Origin of the sequence: Massilia sp. CMS3.1 (genome assembly GCF_051262535.1) — a bacterium.
Classification (GTDB): Bacteria; Pseudomonadota; Gammaproteobacteria; order Burkholderiales; family Burkholderiaceae_D; genus Telluria.
Genome location: NZ_JBIMES010000018.1, coordinates 30,854 through 45,347 on the forward strand (window position 1 = coordinate 30,854; position 14,494 = coordinate 45,347).

The 14,494-nt window shown below is 62.9% G+C and carries 12 protein-coding genes; 5 read left to right on the forward strand and 7 right to left on the reverse strand.

From position 1 onward, the window contains the following. Positions 1–5: 5 nt before the first annotated feature. Together prpC and prpB are read right to left on the reverse strand one after the other, a co-directional pair. On the reverse strand, positions 6–1,157 hold the full coding sequence (prpC, locus tag ACHAC9_RS21465) for a bifunctional 2-methylcitrate synthase/citrate synthase (RefSeq protein ID WP_435763270.1): 1,152 nt from the start codon (positions 1,155–1,157) through the stop codon (positions 6–8). A 24-nt stretch (positions 1,158–1,181) separates the two neighbouring features. Continuing rightward, positions 1,182–2,066, reverse strand: a complete 885-nt coding sequence (prpB, locus tag ACHAC9_RS21470) for a methylisocitrate lyase (protein ID WP_435763272.1) — start codon at positions 2,064–2,066, stop codon at positions 1,182–1,184. 201 nt (positions 2,067–2,267) lie between these two features. On the opposite strand from prpB, the gene prpR reads away from it, so the two are divergent. Beyond that, positions 2,268–3,884 carry a propionate catabolism operon regulatory protein PrpR gene (gene prpR, locus ACHAC9_RS21475; protein WP_435763274.1) on the forward strand — a complete coding sequence of 539 codons (1,617 nt, stop codon included), beginning with the start codon at positions 2,268–2,270 and terminating at the stop codon, positions 3,882–3,884. Between the two features lie 12 nt (positions 3,885–3,896). On the opposite strand, the gene ACHAC9_RS21480 is transcribed toward prpR, so the two are convergent. Continuing rightward, positions 3,897–4,586 (reverse strand): DUF1566 domain-containing protein, encoded by a 690-nt coding sequence (locus tag ACHAC9_RS21480; protein ID WP_435763277.1) that lies wholly within the window; start codon positions 4,584–4,586, stop codon positions 3,897–3,899. 297 nt (positions 4,587–4,883) lie between these two features. Between ACHAC9_RS21480 and ACHAC9_RS21485 the strand changes: the two genes are divergently transcribed. Both ACHAC9_RS21485 and ACHAC9_RS21490 read left to right on the forward strand, forming a co-directional pair. Further along, on the forward strand, positions 4,884–6,284 hold the full coding sequence (locus tag ACHAC9_RS21485; protein ID WP_435763279.1) for a pyridoxal-phosphate dependent enzyme: 1,401 nt from the start codon (positions 4,884–4,886) through the stop codon (positions 6,282–6,284). Further along, complete coding sequence (locus ACHAC9_RS21490; protein ID WP_435763282.1) at positions 6,281–7,459, forward strand: trans-sulfuration enzyme family protein; 1,179 nt, start codon at positions 6,281–6,283, stop codon at positions 7,457–7,459. The genes ACHAC9_RS21485 and ACHAC9_RS21490 overlap by 4 nt, the downstream gene beginning before the upstream one ends. Here the strand turns inward: ACHAC9_RS21490 and ACHAC9_RS21495 are convergent. The 3 genes from ACHAC9_RS21495 to clpS form a co-directional block, all read right to left on the reverse strand. Further along, positions 7,456–9,033, reverse strand: coding sequence for a methyl-accepting chemotaxis protein (locus ACHAC9_RS21495; protein WP_435763284.1), 1,578 nt, complete (start codon positions 9,031–9,033; stop codon positions 7,456–7,458). The two genes, ACHAC9_RS21490 and ACHAC9_RS21495, sit on opposite strands and share 4 nt — an antisense overlap. Positions 9,034–9,161: 128 nt before the next feature. Beyond that, positions 9,162–11,462, reverse strand: a complete 2,301-nt coding sequence (clpA, locus tag ACHAC9_RS21500; RefSeq protein ID WP_435763286.1) for an ATP-dependent Clp protease ATP-binding subunit ClpA — start codon at positions 11,460–11,462, stop codon at positions 9,162–9,164. Then, positions 11,459–11,761: an ATP-dependent Clp protease adapter ClpS gene (gene clpS / locus ACHAC9_RS21505; RefSeq protein ID WP_192056713.1), complete on the reverse strand. Its 303-nt coding sequence runs from the start codon at positions 11,759–11,761 to the stop codon at positions 11,459–11,461. Before clpS ends, clpA begins: the two co-directional genes overlap by 4 nt. A gap of 343 nt (positions 11,762–12,104) precedes the next feature. Here clpS and cspE point away from each other — a divergent pair, with 343 nt between their 5' ends. After that, positions 12,105–12,308: a transcription antiterminator/RNA stability regulator CspE gene (gene cspE, locus ACHAC9_RS21510; RefSeq protein WP_020653506.1), complete on the forward strand. Its 204-nt coding sequence runs from the start codon at positions 12,105–12,107 to the stop codon at positions 12,306–12,308. Positions 12,309–12,445: 137 nt separating this feature from the next. Here cspE and icd read toward each other — a convergent pair whose 3' ends face one another. Next, complete coding sequence (gene icd / locus ACHAC9_RS21515) at positions 12,446–13,702, reverse strand: NADP-dependent isocitrate dehydrogenase (RefSeq protein ID WP_435763289.1); 1,257 nt, start codon at positions 13,700–13,702, stop codon at positions 12,446–12,448. A gap of 194 nt (positions 13,703–13,896) precedes the next feature. Between icd and ACHAC9_RS21520 the strand changes: the two genes are divergently transcribed. Continuing rightward, positions 13,897–14,478: a pseudouridine synthase gene (locus ACHAC9_RS21520; RefSeq protein ID WP_435763291.1), complete on the forward strand. Its 582-nt coding sequence runs from the start codon at positions 13,897–13,899 to the stop codon at positions 14,476–14,478. Positions 14,479–14,494: the final 16 nt, after the last annotated feature.

The window sequence follows — 14,494 nt, forward strand, 5'->3', positions numbered from 1 at the left end:
ATCAATCACGTGCGATCGGCGATCGGCACGAACCGCAGGTCTTCGGGACCGACATAGTTCGCGCTCGGGCGGATGATCTTGTTGTCGATGCGCTGTTCGATGACGTGCGCGGCCCAGCCGGAGGTGCGCGAGATGACGAACAGCGGCGTGAACATGGCGGTCGGCACGCCCATCATGTGATACGACACGGCCGAGAACCAGTCCAGGTTCGGGAACATTTTTTTGACTTCCCACATCACCGATTCGAGGCGCTCGGCGATGTCGAACATCTTCGTCGAGCCGGCCGCTTGCGACAGCGAGCGCGCGACTTCCTTGATGACCACGTTGCGCGGATCCGAGATGGTGTAGACCGGATGGCCGAAGCCGATCACGACCTCCTTGTTCGCCACGCGATTGCGGATATCGGCTTCGGCTTCATCGGCGTTTTCGTAGCGCTTCTGGATATCCAATGCGACTTCGTTCGCGCCGCCATGCTTCGGTCCGCGCAGCGCGCCGATCGCGCCGGTAATGGCCGAGTGCATGTCGGCACCGGTGCCGGCGATCACGCGTGCCGTGAAGGTCGAGGCGTTGAATTCGTGCTCGGCATAGAGAATGAGCGAAGTGTGCATCGCCCGCACCCACTCTTCCTTCGGCGCGTGGCCGTGCAGCAGGTGCAGGAAGTGGCCGCCGATCGAGTCGTCGTCGGTCTGGGTTTCGATGCGCTTGCCATTGTGGCTGAAGTGGTACCAGTACAGCAGCATCGAGCCGAAGGAGGCCATCAGGCGGTCGGCGATGTCGCGCGCGCCGGCGATATTGTGGTCGTCTTTTTCCGGCAGCGCGCAGCCCAGCGCCGAGACGCCGGTGCGCATCACGTCCATCGGGTGGCTGCCGGCAGGCAGCGCCTCGAGCGCCTGCTTCACCGCTTGCGGCAGGCCGCGCAGCATTCTCAGCTTGGCCTTGTAGCCCTTTAGTTCGGCGAAATTCGGCAGCTTGCCGTGCACCAGCAGGTAGGCGATTTCTTCGAATTCGCAGGCGTTGGCGACGTCCAGGATGTCGTAGCCGCGGTAGTGCAGGTCGTTGCCGGATTTGCCGACCGAGCACAGGGCTGTGTTACCGGCGGCAACACCCGACAGGGCGACGGATTTTTTTGGCTTGAAAGCGGGGGCTTGTTCAGTCATGGGAATCTCCACTTCAGGTGTCAATTATCTCTTCTGCGCAGCGAAGAGTGCGTCGAGCTTCTGTTCGAAGTCGTGGTAGTTGATGCGGTCGTACAGTTCGGCGCGGGTCTGCATGGTGTCGACCACAGCCTGCTGGCTGCCGTCGCGGCGAATCGCAGTGTAGACGTTTTCGGCTGCCTTGTTCATCGCGCGGAAAGCCGACAGCGGATACAGGACCAGGCCGACATCGGCGGTGTTGAGTTCATCGACCGTGAACAGCGGGGTCGACCCGAATTCGGTGATGTTCGCCAGGATCGGCACGCCAACCGCTTTCGCGAAGCGCGAGTACATGGCGAGGTCGGTCATCGCTTCCGGGAACACCATGTCGGCGCCCGCTTCGACGCAGGCGACCGCGCGCTCGATGGCGGCGTCGATGCCTTCCACGGCCAGCGCATCGGTACGCGCCATGATCACGAAATTGTCGTCGGTCCGCGCGTCGACGGCGGCCTTGATGCGGTCGACCATTTCCTGTTTCGAGACGATTTCCTTGCCCGGACGGTGGCCGCAGCGTTTGGCGCCGACCTGGTCTTCGATGTGGATCGCGGCGGCGCCGAACTTGATCATAGATTTCACGGTGCGCGCGACGTTGAAGGCCGAAGAGCCGAAGCCGGTGTCGACGTCGACCAGCAGCGGCAGGTCGCAGACGTCGGTGATGCGGCGCACGTCGGTCAGCACGTCGTCCAGGTTCGAGATGCCCAGGTCCGGCAGGCCGAGCGAGCCGGCGGCAACACCGCCGCCCGACAGGTAGATGGCTTTAAAACCGGCGCGCTTGGCCAGCAGTGCATGATTCGCGTTGATGGCGCCGACGACTTGCAGCGGGGATTCTTCTTGGACGGCTTTGCGAAACGCGGCGCCTGCGGATTGGATCATGGGGTCTCCTGGGTGAATCGAGAAATGAATGTCCTATTTCTTTGCAAGGAGCGTGCCAGTCTCCGTGCAGGTGTTGGACAGGCCCAAAACAACATCGTTTCAATCACTTAGCATGACAGGAACTCTGGCTTGAGGCGAAACAATGTTTCATGAAACGTTTCAAGTGAAACAATCGAAACACGATTGCAGTAAAATTGCAACATGCGCTCCTTCTCCCCTCCTTCGCAATACCTTGATAAACCGGTCATCTGGACCGTCTCCGTATCGCGCCTGGCCGACTTGTTTCGCGACATCACGCTTGAGTATGACCACCTGGCGACCATCGAACCGATCGACCTGGGTTTTGACGAAGCGGCGCGCCATATCCGCGAACGGATGGCAGATGAACGCTGCGACGTGGTCATCGCCGCCGGCTCGAACGGCGCCTACCTGAAAGGCCGGGTCTCGGCGCCGGTGATCGTCGCGAAAGCCAGCGGCTATGACGTGATGGGCGCGCTGGCGCGGGCGCGCAAGGTTTCCACGCGCATCGGCGTGATCAGCTACCAGCAACCGCTGCCGGAACTGGCCGAGTTCAGCGCCACGTTCGGGTTAACGGTCGCCCAGCGCAGCTATGTGACGCGCGAGGACGCGCGCGCGGCGATGGACGAGATGAAGGCGGCCGGGATCGAGGTGATCGTCGGTGCCGGCCTGATCACGGACCTGGCCGAGGAAGCCGGTTTGACCGGTATCTTCCTGTATTCGGCGGCCTCGATCCGCCAGGCCTTCGATGACGCGCTGGAGCTGGCGCGCCTGACCCAGCTGGAAGCAAACCGCATCCGGCGCGGCCCGGCAAATGAATCGCGGCGCGCGCGGCGCGGCCTGAACGACTTGCGTGGCGAGTCCGAGGCCATGGAGCGCCTGCGCCAGACCGTGGTGCTGTATGCGCGCTCGCCGGCGACGGTACTGATCGAGGGCGAGACCGGCAGCGGCAAGGAACTGGTGGCCCAGGCGATCCACCGCGAAGGACCGCGCAGCCTGGGCCCGAACCGGCCTTTCGTGGCGGTGAACTGCGGCGCGATCGCCGAGTCGCTGCTCGAATCCGAATTGTTCGGCCATGAGGAAGGCGCGTTCACGGGCGCGCGCCGCGGCGGCCACGCGGGCCTGTTCGAGGCGGCCAACCGCGGCACGCTGTTCCTGGACGAGATCGGCGAGATGCCACTCGCCTTGCAAACGCGGCTGCTGCGGGTATTGGAGGAACGTGAAGTCATGCGCGTGGGTGGTACGCGCCCGGTGCCGATCGACGTGCGGGTGGTCAGCGCGACCCATTGCGACCTGGCGGCGCGGGTGCGCGAGGGCCGTTTTCGGGCCGACCTGTTCTACCGCCTCGCCGTGCTGCGGCTACCCCTGCCGCCGCTGCGCGCGCGCGCGCTCGATATCGTGCCGCTGGCCGAATGGTCGCTCAAGCAGTCGCTCGCGGCGCTGGGCGCCAAACCCCATCCGAACCTGCACGCCGAGATTACGACCTGCGCGCCGCTGTTGCTGCGCCATCCCTGGCCGGGCAATGTGCGCGAGCTGCGCAACCTGATGGAGAGGCTGGCGCTGTTCCTGGCGGCCGAACCGCTGCAGGCGTTGACGCCGAATTTTTTGCTGGGGATCGCGCCGGAGCTGGGCGCGCCTGACGCCGGGATCGCGCTGCCCGCCCCTCCGGCCGCGCAAGCCGTGGCCACGGAAAGCGTCGCCGAGGTCATGGCGCGCTTTGGCGGACAGCGCGATGCCGCTGCGCGCCACCTCGGCATCAGCCGCACGACCTTGTGGCGGCGGCTGAAGGCCGAAACGTAAACAATGCGCTGATCAACGCACGCAGGTGAGGAAGGCCTTGTTTTCCTTCGGGAATGCATCCGATGCGCCACTGCCCAGGTTGACCGCGAAGTGACTGTCGGCCGTGCTGCCGGCGGTGGCCGTCCAGGCATGGCCCGCCGCCCAGCCCTGCCCACTCAGCGCGCCTGAGCTGACCAATGCCGCCAGCTCGAACTGTGTCGGGAGCTTCCAGCCGGTCGTCTTCTGGATGCTCGTATTCTTGCAATACGCGTCCGCCTCGGCCCAGGTCAGCGCGATGGTGGCCGGCATCCAGGTCACACCTGTGCTTGACACATACGCCGCCGTGGTCGTGGGGACCACGCACTGGCCGTTCTCGTTGACCAAGGGCGCGACGCACACGCGTTTCGCTACCGTGAGCACGGCGCTGGTCGAGGTCGGGTTGTAGCTGCCCAGTTCGCCTTGCCGCGCCGTGATCGTGGTGGTACCGGCAATGCCGACGGTGACCATGTCCCCGACGATGCTGGCGACCCGCGTGTCGCTGCTCGCGTAAGAGAAGGCCGCGGGGCTTTTGGAGCTTGGCGCCGTCAGCGCGAAGGGAGGATCACCCTCGGTTTTGCTAATGGCGGGGAATGCGCCGAGCTCAACGCCTTCGTTACTGCCGCAGGCGCTCAACAGGGAGAGCGCGCAGGCCGCGGCAATGGCAAGAATGCGTTTCGTAGTCATAGGTTTGTTCATGCAGTAAATTGATACTTCAGTATAACAGTTGCAACTGAAGCAATTAATAAATTTTATGCCTGGGGAGGCGCTAAGGCTCTTTTAATGACAACCCAAATGCGCGCCTACTTTAGCCTTCAGCCCTGCGCACGCAGGTGACAAATCGCATACGCGCCACGGTTCGCGCCAGTGCAAACCATCGCTCCCGGAAGCGCCGTACCATGTCCTTTTTATTCAGGCCGGGCGCCCATCTGCGCCCGCTCATCGGCGTTCGCGGCGTCCACAAGACGCCGTTCTGGAGGCATCATGCAACGCACTATGCAAGGCGATTTGCAACACGCGTCTCAAGCAGCCATTTTCTCCCTGATCGGCAATACCCCGCTCGTACAAGTCACCCGCATGGACACCGGTCCGTGCCAGTTATTCCTGAAGCTGGAATCGCAAAACCCGGGCGGCTCGATCAAGGACCGCATCGGCCGCGCCATGATCGAGCAAGCCGAGCTTGATGGCAGCCTGAAACCCGGCGGCACTGTGGTCGAGGCCACCGCCGGGAATACCGGCCTGGGCCTGGCGCTGGTGGCCCGCATCAAGGGCTATCGCGTGGTGCTGGTCGTGCCCGACAAGATGGCAGCCGAAAAAATCCTGCACCTCAAAGCCCTGGGCGCCGAGATCCACCTGACCCGTTCCGATGTCGGCAAGGGGCATCCCGAGTACTACCAGGATTACGCCGCGCGCCTGGCGCGCGAGATTCCCGGCGCCTGGTTTGCCGACCAGTTCAACAATCCCGCCAACCCGCGCGCCCACGAAACGACCACCGGCCCGGAACTGTGGGAGCAGACCAGTCACGAACTCGACGCGATCGTGGTCGGCGTGGGCTCGTCGGGTACCCTCACCGGCCTGTCGACTTATTTTGCGCGCGTGCAGCCAGCGCTCGAATTCGTGCTGGCCGACCCGAAGGGGTCGATCCTGGCCGACTACGTCAATACCGGCCACCTCGCCAAGGAAGCAGGTTCGTGGGCGGTGGAAGGCATCGGCGAAGACTTCATTCCCGGCATCGCCGACCTGTCGCGGGTGAAGAGCGCGTATACGATTTCGGACGAGGAAAGCTTCGGCACGGCGCGCGCCCTCCTGCAACATGAAGGTATTTTGGCCGGCTCCTCGACCGGCACCCTGCTCGCCGCGGCCCTGAAATACTGCCGGGCGCAGACCAGCCCGAAGCGCGTCGCCACTTTTGTGTGCGACACGGGCACCCGCTATCTCACCAAGGTCTACAGCGATGGCTGGATGGTCGACCAGGGCCTGCTGCAGCGGCCCAAACTCGGCGACCTGCGCGACCTCGTCGGGCGCCGTTTCGACGCCGGTGAAGTCGTCACCGTGGCGCCGGGCGACACCCTGCTCACCGCGTTCAACCGCATGCGCTCGAGCGACCTGGCCCAGCTGCCCGTGATCGACAACGCTCGCCTGGTCGGCATCGTCGACGAATCCGACCTGCTGCTGCACGTCACGACGGAAGCGTCGCGCTTCCAGACGACGGTTGCCAGCGCCATGACCCGTGCGCTGCAAACGCTGCCGCCCTCGGCCAGCATGGCCCAGCTGCGCGACATCCTCGACCGCGGACTGACCGCCGTGATTGACGACGACGAGCGCTTCTACGGCCTGATCACCCGCTTCGACCTTCTCAACCATTTGCGCAGGACCTTATCGTGAATCCATCGGATACCAAATTTCACCTGGCCACCCGCGTCATCCACGGCGGCCAATCGCCGGAGCCCAGCACCGGCGCCGTGATGCCGCCGATCTTCGCCACCTCGACCTTTGCCCAGGAAAGTCCGGGCGTGCACAAAGGGCTCGATTACGGCCGCTCGCACAATCCGACGCGCTGGGCGCTCGAGCGCTGCGTGGCCGATATCGAAAGCGGCAGCGGCGCCTTCGCGTTCGCCTCGGGCCTGGCGGCCATTTCAGCGGTACTTGAACTGCTGCCCGCCGGCTCGCACATCGTCGCCGGCGACGACATGTATGGCGGCACCTACCGCCTGTTCGAGCGGGTGCGCCGCAAGAGCGCGGGTCACCATTTCACGTACGTGAACCTGGCCGATCCGCAAGCGCTGGCGTCAAGCCTGACGGCGGACACGCGCCTGGTCTGGGTCGAGACGCCAACCAACCCGATGCTCAAACTGGCGGACCTGGCGGCGATTGCGAGGCTGTGCCGCGAGCGCGGCATCATCACGGTGTGCGACAACACCTTCGCCAGCCCGATCAACCAGCGTCCGCTGGAACTGGGCATCGACATCGTCGTGCATTCGACCACCAAGTACATGAACGGCCATTCGGATGTGATTGGCGGCGTGGCGGTGGTCGGCAACGCACCGCACCATGCCGAGTTGCGCGAGCAGCTCGGCTTCATCCAGAATGCCGTCGGTGCGATCCAGGGACCGTTCGACAGCTTCCTGGTGCTACGCGGGATCAAGACGCTGGCCCTGCGCGTGGAGCGCAGCAACGCAAATGCGCTGGACCTGGCAGGTTGGCTCGAACGCGAACCGAAGGTGCGCCAGGTCTATTATCCGGGGCTGGAAACGCACCCGCAGCACGCGTTGGCGCGGCGCCAGATGAGCGGTTTCGGCGGCATCGTCTCGATCGAGCTGGAGTCAAACCTGGCCGGCGCGCGGCGTTTCCTGGAAGCCTGCCGTGTGTTCACGCTGGCTGAAAGCCTGGGTGGCGTCGAAAGCCTGATCGAGCATCCGGCCCTGATGACCCATGCCACCATTCCGCCGGCGCAGCGCGCGGAGCTGGGCATCAGCGACACCTTGATCCGGCTGTCGGTGGGGATCGAGCATGTGGAGGACCAGCGGGAGGATTTGCGGCGGGCCTTGGCGGCGGTTTAGGCCAGGGCCGGCAGCCCGGTACCGGCTGCGCTTCTCAACTTGAAGGTGGCGACCAGCTGCGAGAGCTCGGCCGCCTGCGTGCGCATCGCCTCGGCGGCTGTCGCAGCCTGGTCCACCATCGCCGCATTCTGGCGCGTCGCCAGGTCGATGTCGGCGATCGCGCGGGCGACTTCTGCCACGCCGCCAGCCTGGCCGGCGCTGTCGGCATCGATCGCCGCCAGCAGCTCGGCCACCTCGCGCACATGCTGCAGCACCGCGCCCATGGTCGCACCGGCACCGGCGGCGATCCCCGTACCGGCCGCGATCTCGCCGGCCGAGGCGCCGATCAGGGTCTTGATTTCCTTGGCCGCCGCCGCCGAATGCTGGGCCAGGTTGCGTACTTCGGCTGCAACGACGGCAAAGCCGCGTCCCTCCGGCCCGGCGCGCGCCGCCTCGACGGCGGCATTCAGTGCCAGGATATTTGTCTGGAAGGCGATGCTGTCGATCATGCCGGTGATGTGGACAATCTTGTCCGCGGAGGTTCTCAACGCTTCCATGCGCGCCACCACCTGCTCGACCGCGCGCACACCCTCGCCCGCTATTGTCGATGCGTCCTGCGCCAGCGCATTGGCGCGCCGGGCGCTGGCGTTGTTGCGCACAATCGCGCCCGTCAGGTCATGCATGGCGGCGGCGGTCTGCTTCAAGGCGCCGGCCTGACGTTCGGTACGCGCGCTCAGGTCGTGGTTGCCTTCGGCAATGCCGGTCGAAGCACTGTCGATTTCACGCGCCCCAAGCAGCACACGCGATACGGTGGCAGATACGCCGCTCGTCATGCCGTTCAGGGCGTCGAACAGGCGGCCGATTTCGTCAAACCGGTTGTGGTGGATGACCGGGCGCAGGTCACCGCGCGCCACGTCTTCGGCCAGCGTCACGGCCTGCTGGAGCGGAGCGACGATGCTGCGGGTGAGAAGCCAGCCAAGCACACCGCCGGCGGCCAGCGCTGCCGCACCTAGTGCCAGCAGCAGCATGCGGCTGAAGGCCGACACACTGGCCGAGTCGGCAGCTAGGATCCGTGCCTGGCGCGCCTGGTGCTGCAACAGCGCGTCGAGGCTGGCGGTGTAGCGGGCGAAGGCCGGTTCCAGTGTGCGCGCCAGCAGTTCCTCGGCCTCCTGGGTGCGGCCGGTATCCTTGGCGGAGAAGACGGCTTTCGTCGCTGCGGCCAGCGCCATTTTGTGTTCGCCGATTGCGCGCAGCAGCGCCAGTTCCGCGCCTGATGCCGGAAGCGCGCGCACTGCCGTCGCGATGTCGTTTGCGCGCTTCTCGCCGGCTTGCAGCTGTTCCTTGTACAAGTCGGCCAGTTCGAGGCTGTCACTGCGCGCAACCGACATGATGCGCAGGCCGTTGAGGCGGGCCACGCCCAGCAGGTCCGATGCAAGCTGCTGCTTGGCCAGCTTGTCCTGCACCAGGTCGTGTGTGATCGCATCGGCGGCCTGCATGCGCCACAGTGCGACGGCGGTGATGAGGACGATCAGGAGGGAGACGATGCAGAACGAACCGAGGATCCTGCTTCCGGTCTGGAGTTTGGCGAGGGACATGCGGGTCACGGTAGGTTGGAGTTGCACCAGTGTAACTATCGAATATGACGAGTTCATGAATGGATCGGCCATTTTCCAAACGAAAAAAAACCGCGCACGTGGCGCGGTTATTGAGCAGCCGTCGAGACTTATTCGATCTCGACCGTCTCGGCCGGGGCCGGCGGCGGCAGGACGTCGCCCTCCGGGAACTCGAGCGTGACTTCGTCCTTCTCGTTCAACTCGACCGTGACGCGTCCGCCGTTGACCAGGCGGCCGAACAGCAGCTCGTCGGCCAGCGCCTTGCGGATCATGTCCTGGATCAGGCGCGACATCGGACGCGCACCCATTTGAGGATCGAAGCCCTTCGAGCCGAGGAACTTGCGCAGCTTCTCGGTGAAGATGGCTTCCACCTTCTTCTCGTGCAGCTGCTCTTCCAGCTGCATCAGGAACTTGTCCACGACGCGCAGAATGATTTCCTGGTCCAGCGCACGGAAGCTGATGGTCGCGTCCAGGCGGTTGCGGAACTCCGGCGTAAACATACGCTTGATGTCGGCCAGCTCGTCGCCGGCGGCCTTCGAGTCGACAAAGCCCACCGAGCGCTTGGTCAGGCTTTCCGCGCCCGCATTCGTGGTCATGACGATGATCACGTTGCGGAAGTCGGCCTTGCGCCCGTTGTTGTCGGTCAGCGTGCCATGGTCCATCACCTGCAGCAGGATGTTGAAAATGTCCGGGTGGGCTTTTTCAATCTCGTCCAGCAGCAGTACCGCGTGCGGCTTCTTGGTGATGGCTTCCGTGAGGAGACCACCCTGGTCGAAGCCGACATAGCCCGGCGGCGCACCGATCAGGCGCGACACGGCGTGACGCTCCATGTACTCCGACATGTCGAAGCGAATCAGCTCGATGCCGAGGATGAAGGCCAATTGCTTGGCCACCTCGGTCTTGCCGACACCGGTCGGACCGGAGAACAGGAAGGAGCCGATCGGCTTGTCCTGCTTGCCCAGGCCCGCGCGCGCCATCTTGATGGCCGACGCCAGCGCGTCGATCGCAGGATCCTGGCCGAAGACGACGTTGCGCAAGTCGCGGTCGATCGTCTGCAGCTTGCTGCGGTCGTCCTGGTTGACCGTTTGCGGTGGAATGCGCGCGATCTTGGCGATGATTTCCTCGATCTCGGCCTTGCCGATGGTTTTCTTCTGCTTCGACTTCGGCAGGATGCGCTGCGCGGCGCCGGCTTCGTCGATGACGTCGATCGCCTTGTCAGGCAGGTGACGGTCGTTGATGAAGCGCGCTGCCAGTTCGGCCGCGGTGGAAAGCGCCGAGGACGAATACTTCACGCCATGGTGCTCTTCGAAGCGCGACTTCAGGCCGCGCAGGATCTGCACGGTCTGCTCGACGGTCGGCTCGTTGACATCGACCTTCTGGAAGCGGCGCGACAGTGCATGGTCCTTCTCGAACACGCCGCGGAATTCCGTGAACGTGGTCGCGCCGATGCATTTCAGCTGGCCGTTCGCGAGAGCAGGCTTGAGCAGGTTCGATGCGTCGAGCGTGCCGCCCGAAGCCGAACCGGCGCCGATGATCGTGTGGATCTCGTCGATGAACAGGATGCCGTTCGGCGTGTCCTTCAATTGCTTGAGGACGGCCTTCAGGCGCTGTTCGAAGTCGCCGCGGTATTTGGTGCCGGCCAGCAGCGCGCCCATGTCGAGCGAGAACACGACCGCGTTCTGCAAAATCTCGGGCACTTCTTCCTGGACAATGCGCCATGCCAGGCCTTCGGCGATCGCGGTCTTGCCGACACCGGCTTCGCCGACCAGCAGCGGATTGTTCTTGCGGCGGCGGCACAGGATTTGAATGACGCGGTCGACTTCTTCCTCGCGCCCGATCAGCGGATCGATCTTGCCGTCGGCAGCCGCCTTGTTCAGGTTTTGCGTGAACTGGTCGAGCGGGCTTTCTTTCGTCGCACCTTCTACCTGCGCCTCTTCCACGCCTTCCGACGCCTTCTGGCTGTCGATCTGCTGGTCCTTGCGCACGCCGTGCGAGATGAAATTGACCACGTCGAGGCGCGTTACGCCCTGCTGGTGCAGGTAGTAGACGGCATGCGAGTCCTTCTCGCCGAAGATCGCGACGAGCACGTTGGCGCCCGTGACTTCCTTCTTGCCGTTCGAGGCCGACTGGACGTGCATGATTGCGCGCTGGATCACGCGCTGGAATCCGAGCGTCGGTTGGGTGTCGACCTCGCCCGTGCCGGGCACGGTCGGGGTGTTGTCACCGATGAAATTGGTCAGGGTCTTGCGCAGGTCGTCGATATTGACCGCGCATGCACGCAGGACTTCCGCGGCCGAGGGATTGTCGAGGAGCGCAAGCAGCAGGTGCTCCACGGTAATGAACTCGTGCCGTGCCTGTCGGGCTTCGACAAAGGCCATGTGTAGGGATACTTCAAGTTCCTGCGCAATCATACTTCCTCCATCACGCACTGCAGGGGATGCCCCGCCTTGCGCGCATGCGTTAAGACAAACTCCACTTTGGTACACGCTATATCTTTGGAAAACACCCCGCACACTCCCTTACCATGACGGTGTACGGAAAGCATGATCTGCGTCGCCGTCTCGCGATCCTTGTTGAAGTACTCCTGAATGACTGCCACAACAAATTCCATCGGTGTGTAGTCATCATTCAACAACGCCACCTGATACAGGGGCGGTGGTTTTACGACTTGCCGCTCCAGCAGCTGTTCGGTATCGTGCTTGGTTGCCATGGGCGTATTCTAAAGCGTTCAAGGATGCTGCAAAGCGGAAATATCAGACACTACAATCGGTTCACTTCGATTCGCCTTCATCTTACTTGTTTTCCGTTGAAAGCGCAGATGGCGTTCCGATTGCGAAAATCAAGAGCTGGGTGTGCAGGAGTAAGCATGTCGTATGAAAAAATTAACAACAGCCTCATCAAAGGGCTTGACTTCAAAACTTACTCCATCAACAATGGTTACATTGACATGGTCTTTTATGTACGTGTTGATAAGAAGTGAGCAGGCTGAGGAGGGGGCAAGAAGCTTCTTGCTTTTATGGCTCGTGTGATGTGTTTATATTTGAAAGTTCTTTATGGCAACTGGTACTGTTAAGTGGTTCAATGATTCCAAAGGCTTTGGCTTCATCACTCCAGATGACGGCGGCGAGGATCTGTTCGCGCATTTCTCCGCAATCAACATGAACGGTTTTAAGACCCTCAAAGAAGGTCAGAAAGTCCAATTCGAAGTCACGCAAGGCCCTAAAGGCAAGCAAGCTTCCAATATCCAGGGCATGTAATTCCGCACTGGGAAGCGAGAAACCCCGCCACGCGCGGGGTTTTTTTTCGTCCATGCGAAATGAATAGGAATAGCCCCTCCCCTGCTACAAACAAGCAAGCCCGCCGCTTCGAGACGGGCCCGCAAGCCGCAGCTTGCTTATTGCATCTGTTCAATCATCACATCGCCGAAGCCCGAGCACGAGACCTGGGTCGCGTCTTCCATCAAACGCGCAAAATCGTAGGTGACGCGCTTGGACGTGATCGATTTTTCCATCGACGAGATGACCAGGTCGGCGGCTTCGATCCACCCCATGTGGCGTAGCATCATCTCCGCCGACAGGATGAGCGATCCCGGGTTCACGTAATCCTTGCCCGCGTACTTCGGCGCCGTGCCGTGGGTCGCCTCGAACATGGCGACCGAGTCGGACATGTTCGCGCCCGGCGCGATGCCGATGCCGCCGACCTGGGCCGCCAGGGCGTCGGAGATATAGTCGCCGTTCAGGTTCAACGTCGCGATCACGCTGTACTCGGCCGGACGCAGCAGGATCTGCTGCAGGAAGGCGTCGGCGATCGAATCCTTGATGATGATGTCGCGCCCGGTCTTCGGATTTTTCAACTTGCACCATGGGCCGCCGTCGATGAGTTCGGCGCCGAATTCGGTTTGCGCCAGCGCATACGCCCAATCGCGGAAACCGCCTTCGGTATATTTCATGATATTGCCCTTGTGGACAATCGTCACCGATGGCTTGTCGTTATCGATCGCATATCCGATTGCCTTGCGCACCAGGCGCTCGGTGCCTTCGCGCGACACCGGCTTGATGCCGATGCCCGACGATTCCGGGAAGCGGATTTTCTTGACGCCCATTTCGTTGGTCAAGAAGTCGATCACTTTCTTCACGCCTTCCGACCCGGCCTCCCATTCGATGCCGGCATAGATATCTTCCGAATTCTCGCGGAAAATGACCATGTCGGTCTTTTCCGGCTGCTTCAGCGGCGACGGCACGCCGGCGAAATAGCGCACCGGCCGCAGGCACACGTACAGGTCGAGTTCCTGGCGCAGCGCCACGTTGAGCGAACGGATGCCGCCGCCGACGGGCGTGGTCAGCGGGCCCTTGATCGAGACCACGTAGTCCTTGACAACTTCCAGCGTCTCGGGCGGCAGCCAGACGTCCGGGCCATAGATGCTGGTCGACTTCTCGCCGGCAAAAATTTCCATCCAGCTGATCTTGCGCGCGCCGCCGTAGGCCTTGGCGACTGCTGCATCGACCACTTTCAGCATCACCGGGGTAATGTCCGCGCCGGTGCCGTCGCCTTCGATGTAGGGGATGATCGGGTTCTCCGGCACCTTGAGCGAGAAATCGGGATTGACCGTGATCTTCCGGCCCTCGGCTGGTACGTTAATATGTTGGTACATCGTGTTCTCCCAGGTGGTCGCAGCGCAGTCTGCAGGTTGGCCGCGCGCTCTGCATTACAATAGCGTCGGGATCTGCTAGTCCTCTATAAGACATAAGATGGCAACTTGCATTATGCACCACTATTTTGCCAGATGCCACGACCGGACGGCCAGCGTTTTGCCCGCCCTCCCCGCTTTTGCTCCGAACATTATTCATGCCGCTTATTCTCTTCAATAAACCGTTCCAGGTCCTGTGCCAGTTTTCGCCGCAGGAAGGCCCGCAGGCAAGCCGAAAGTCGCTGGCCGACTATCTCGCCATCCCCGGCATCTACCCCGCCGGCCGGCTGGACGCCGACAGCGAAGGGCTGATGCTGCTGACGGACGACGGTGGCCTGCAACACAAGATCGCCCACCCCGCTCACAAGGAAGCGAAGACCTACCTGGTGCAGGTCGACGGTCTTGCCGACGCGGGCGCCTTGAGCCGCCTGCAGGCGCCGCTCGACCTCGGTGACTTCGTCACCAAACCCTGCCGTGCGGTACGCATCCTTGACCCCGAATGGCTGTGGCCGCGCAACCCGCCGATCCGCACGCGCCAGGACAAGCCGACCAGCTGGATCGCCATCACGCTGGAAGAGGGAAAGAACCGGCAAGTGCGGCGCATGACGGCGGCGGTAGGCTTGCCGACGCTGCGGCTGGTGCGCAGCAGTATCGGGCCGTTTTCGTTGCAGACGCATCCGTTGATGCCGGGGGAATTCGTCGAGGTGCCGGTAGCGGCCTTACGGACCAAAGGACCTTAAACAAAAAAACCCGCCG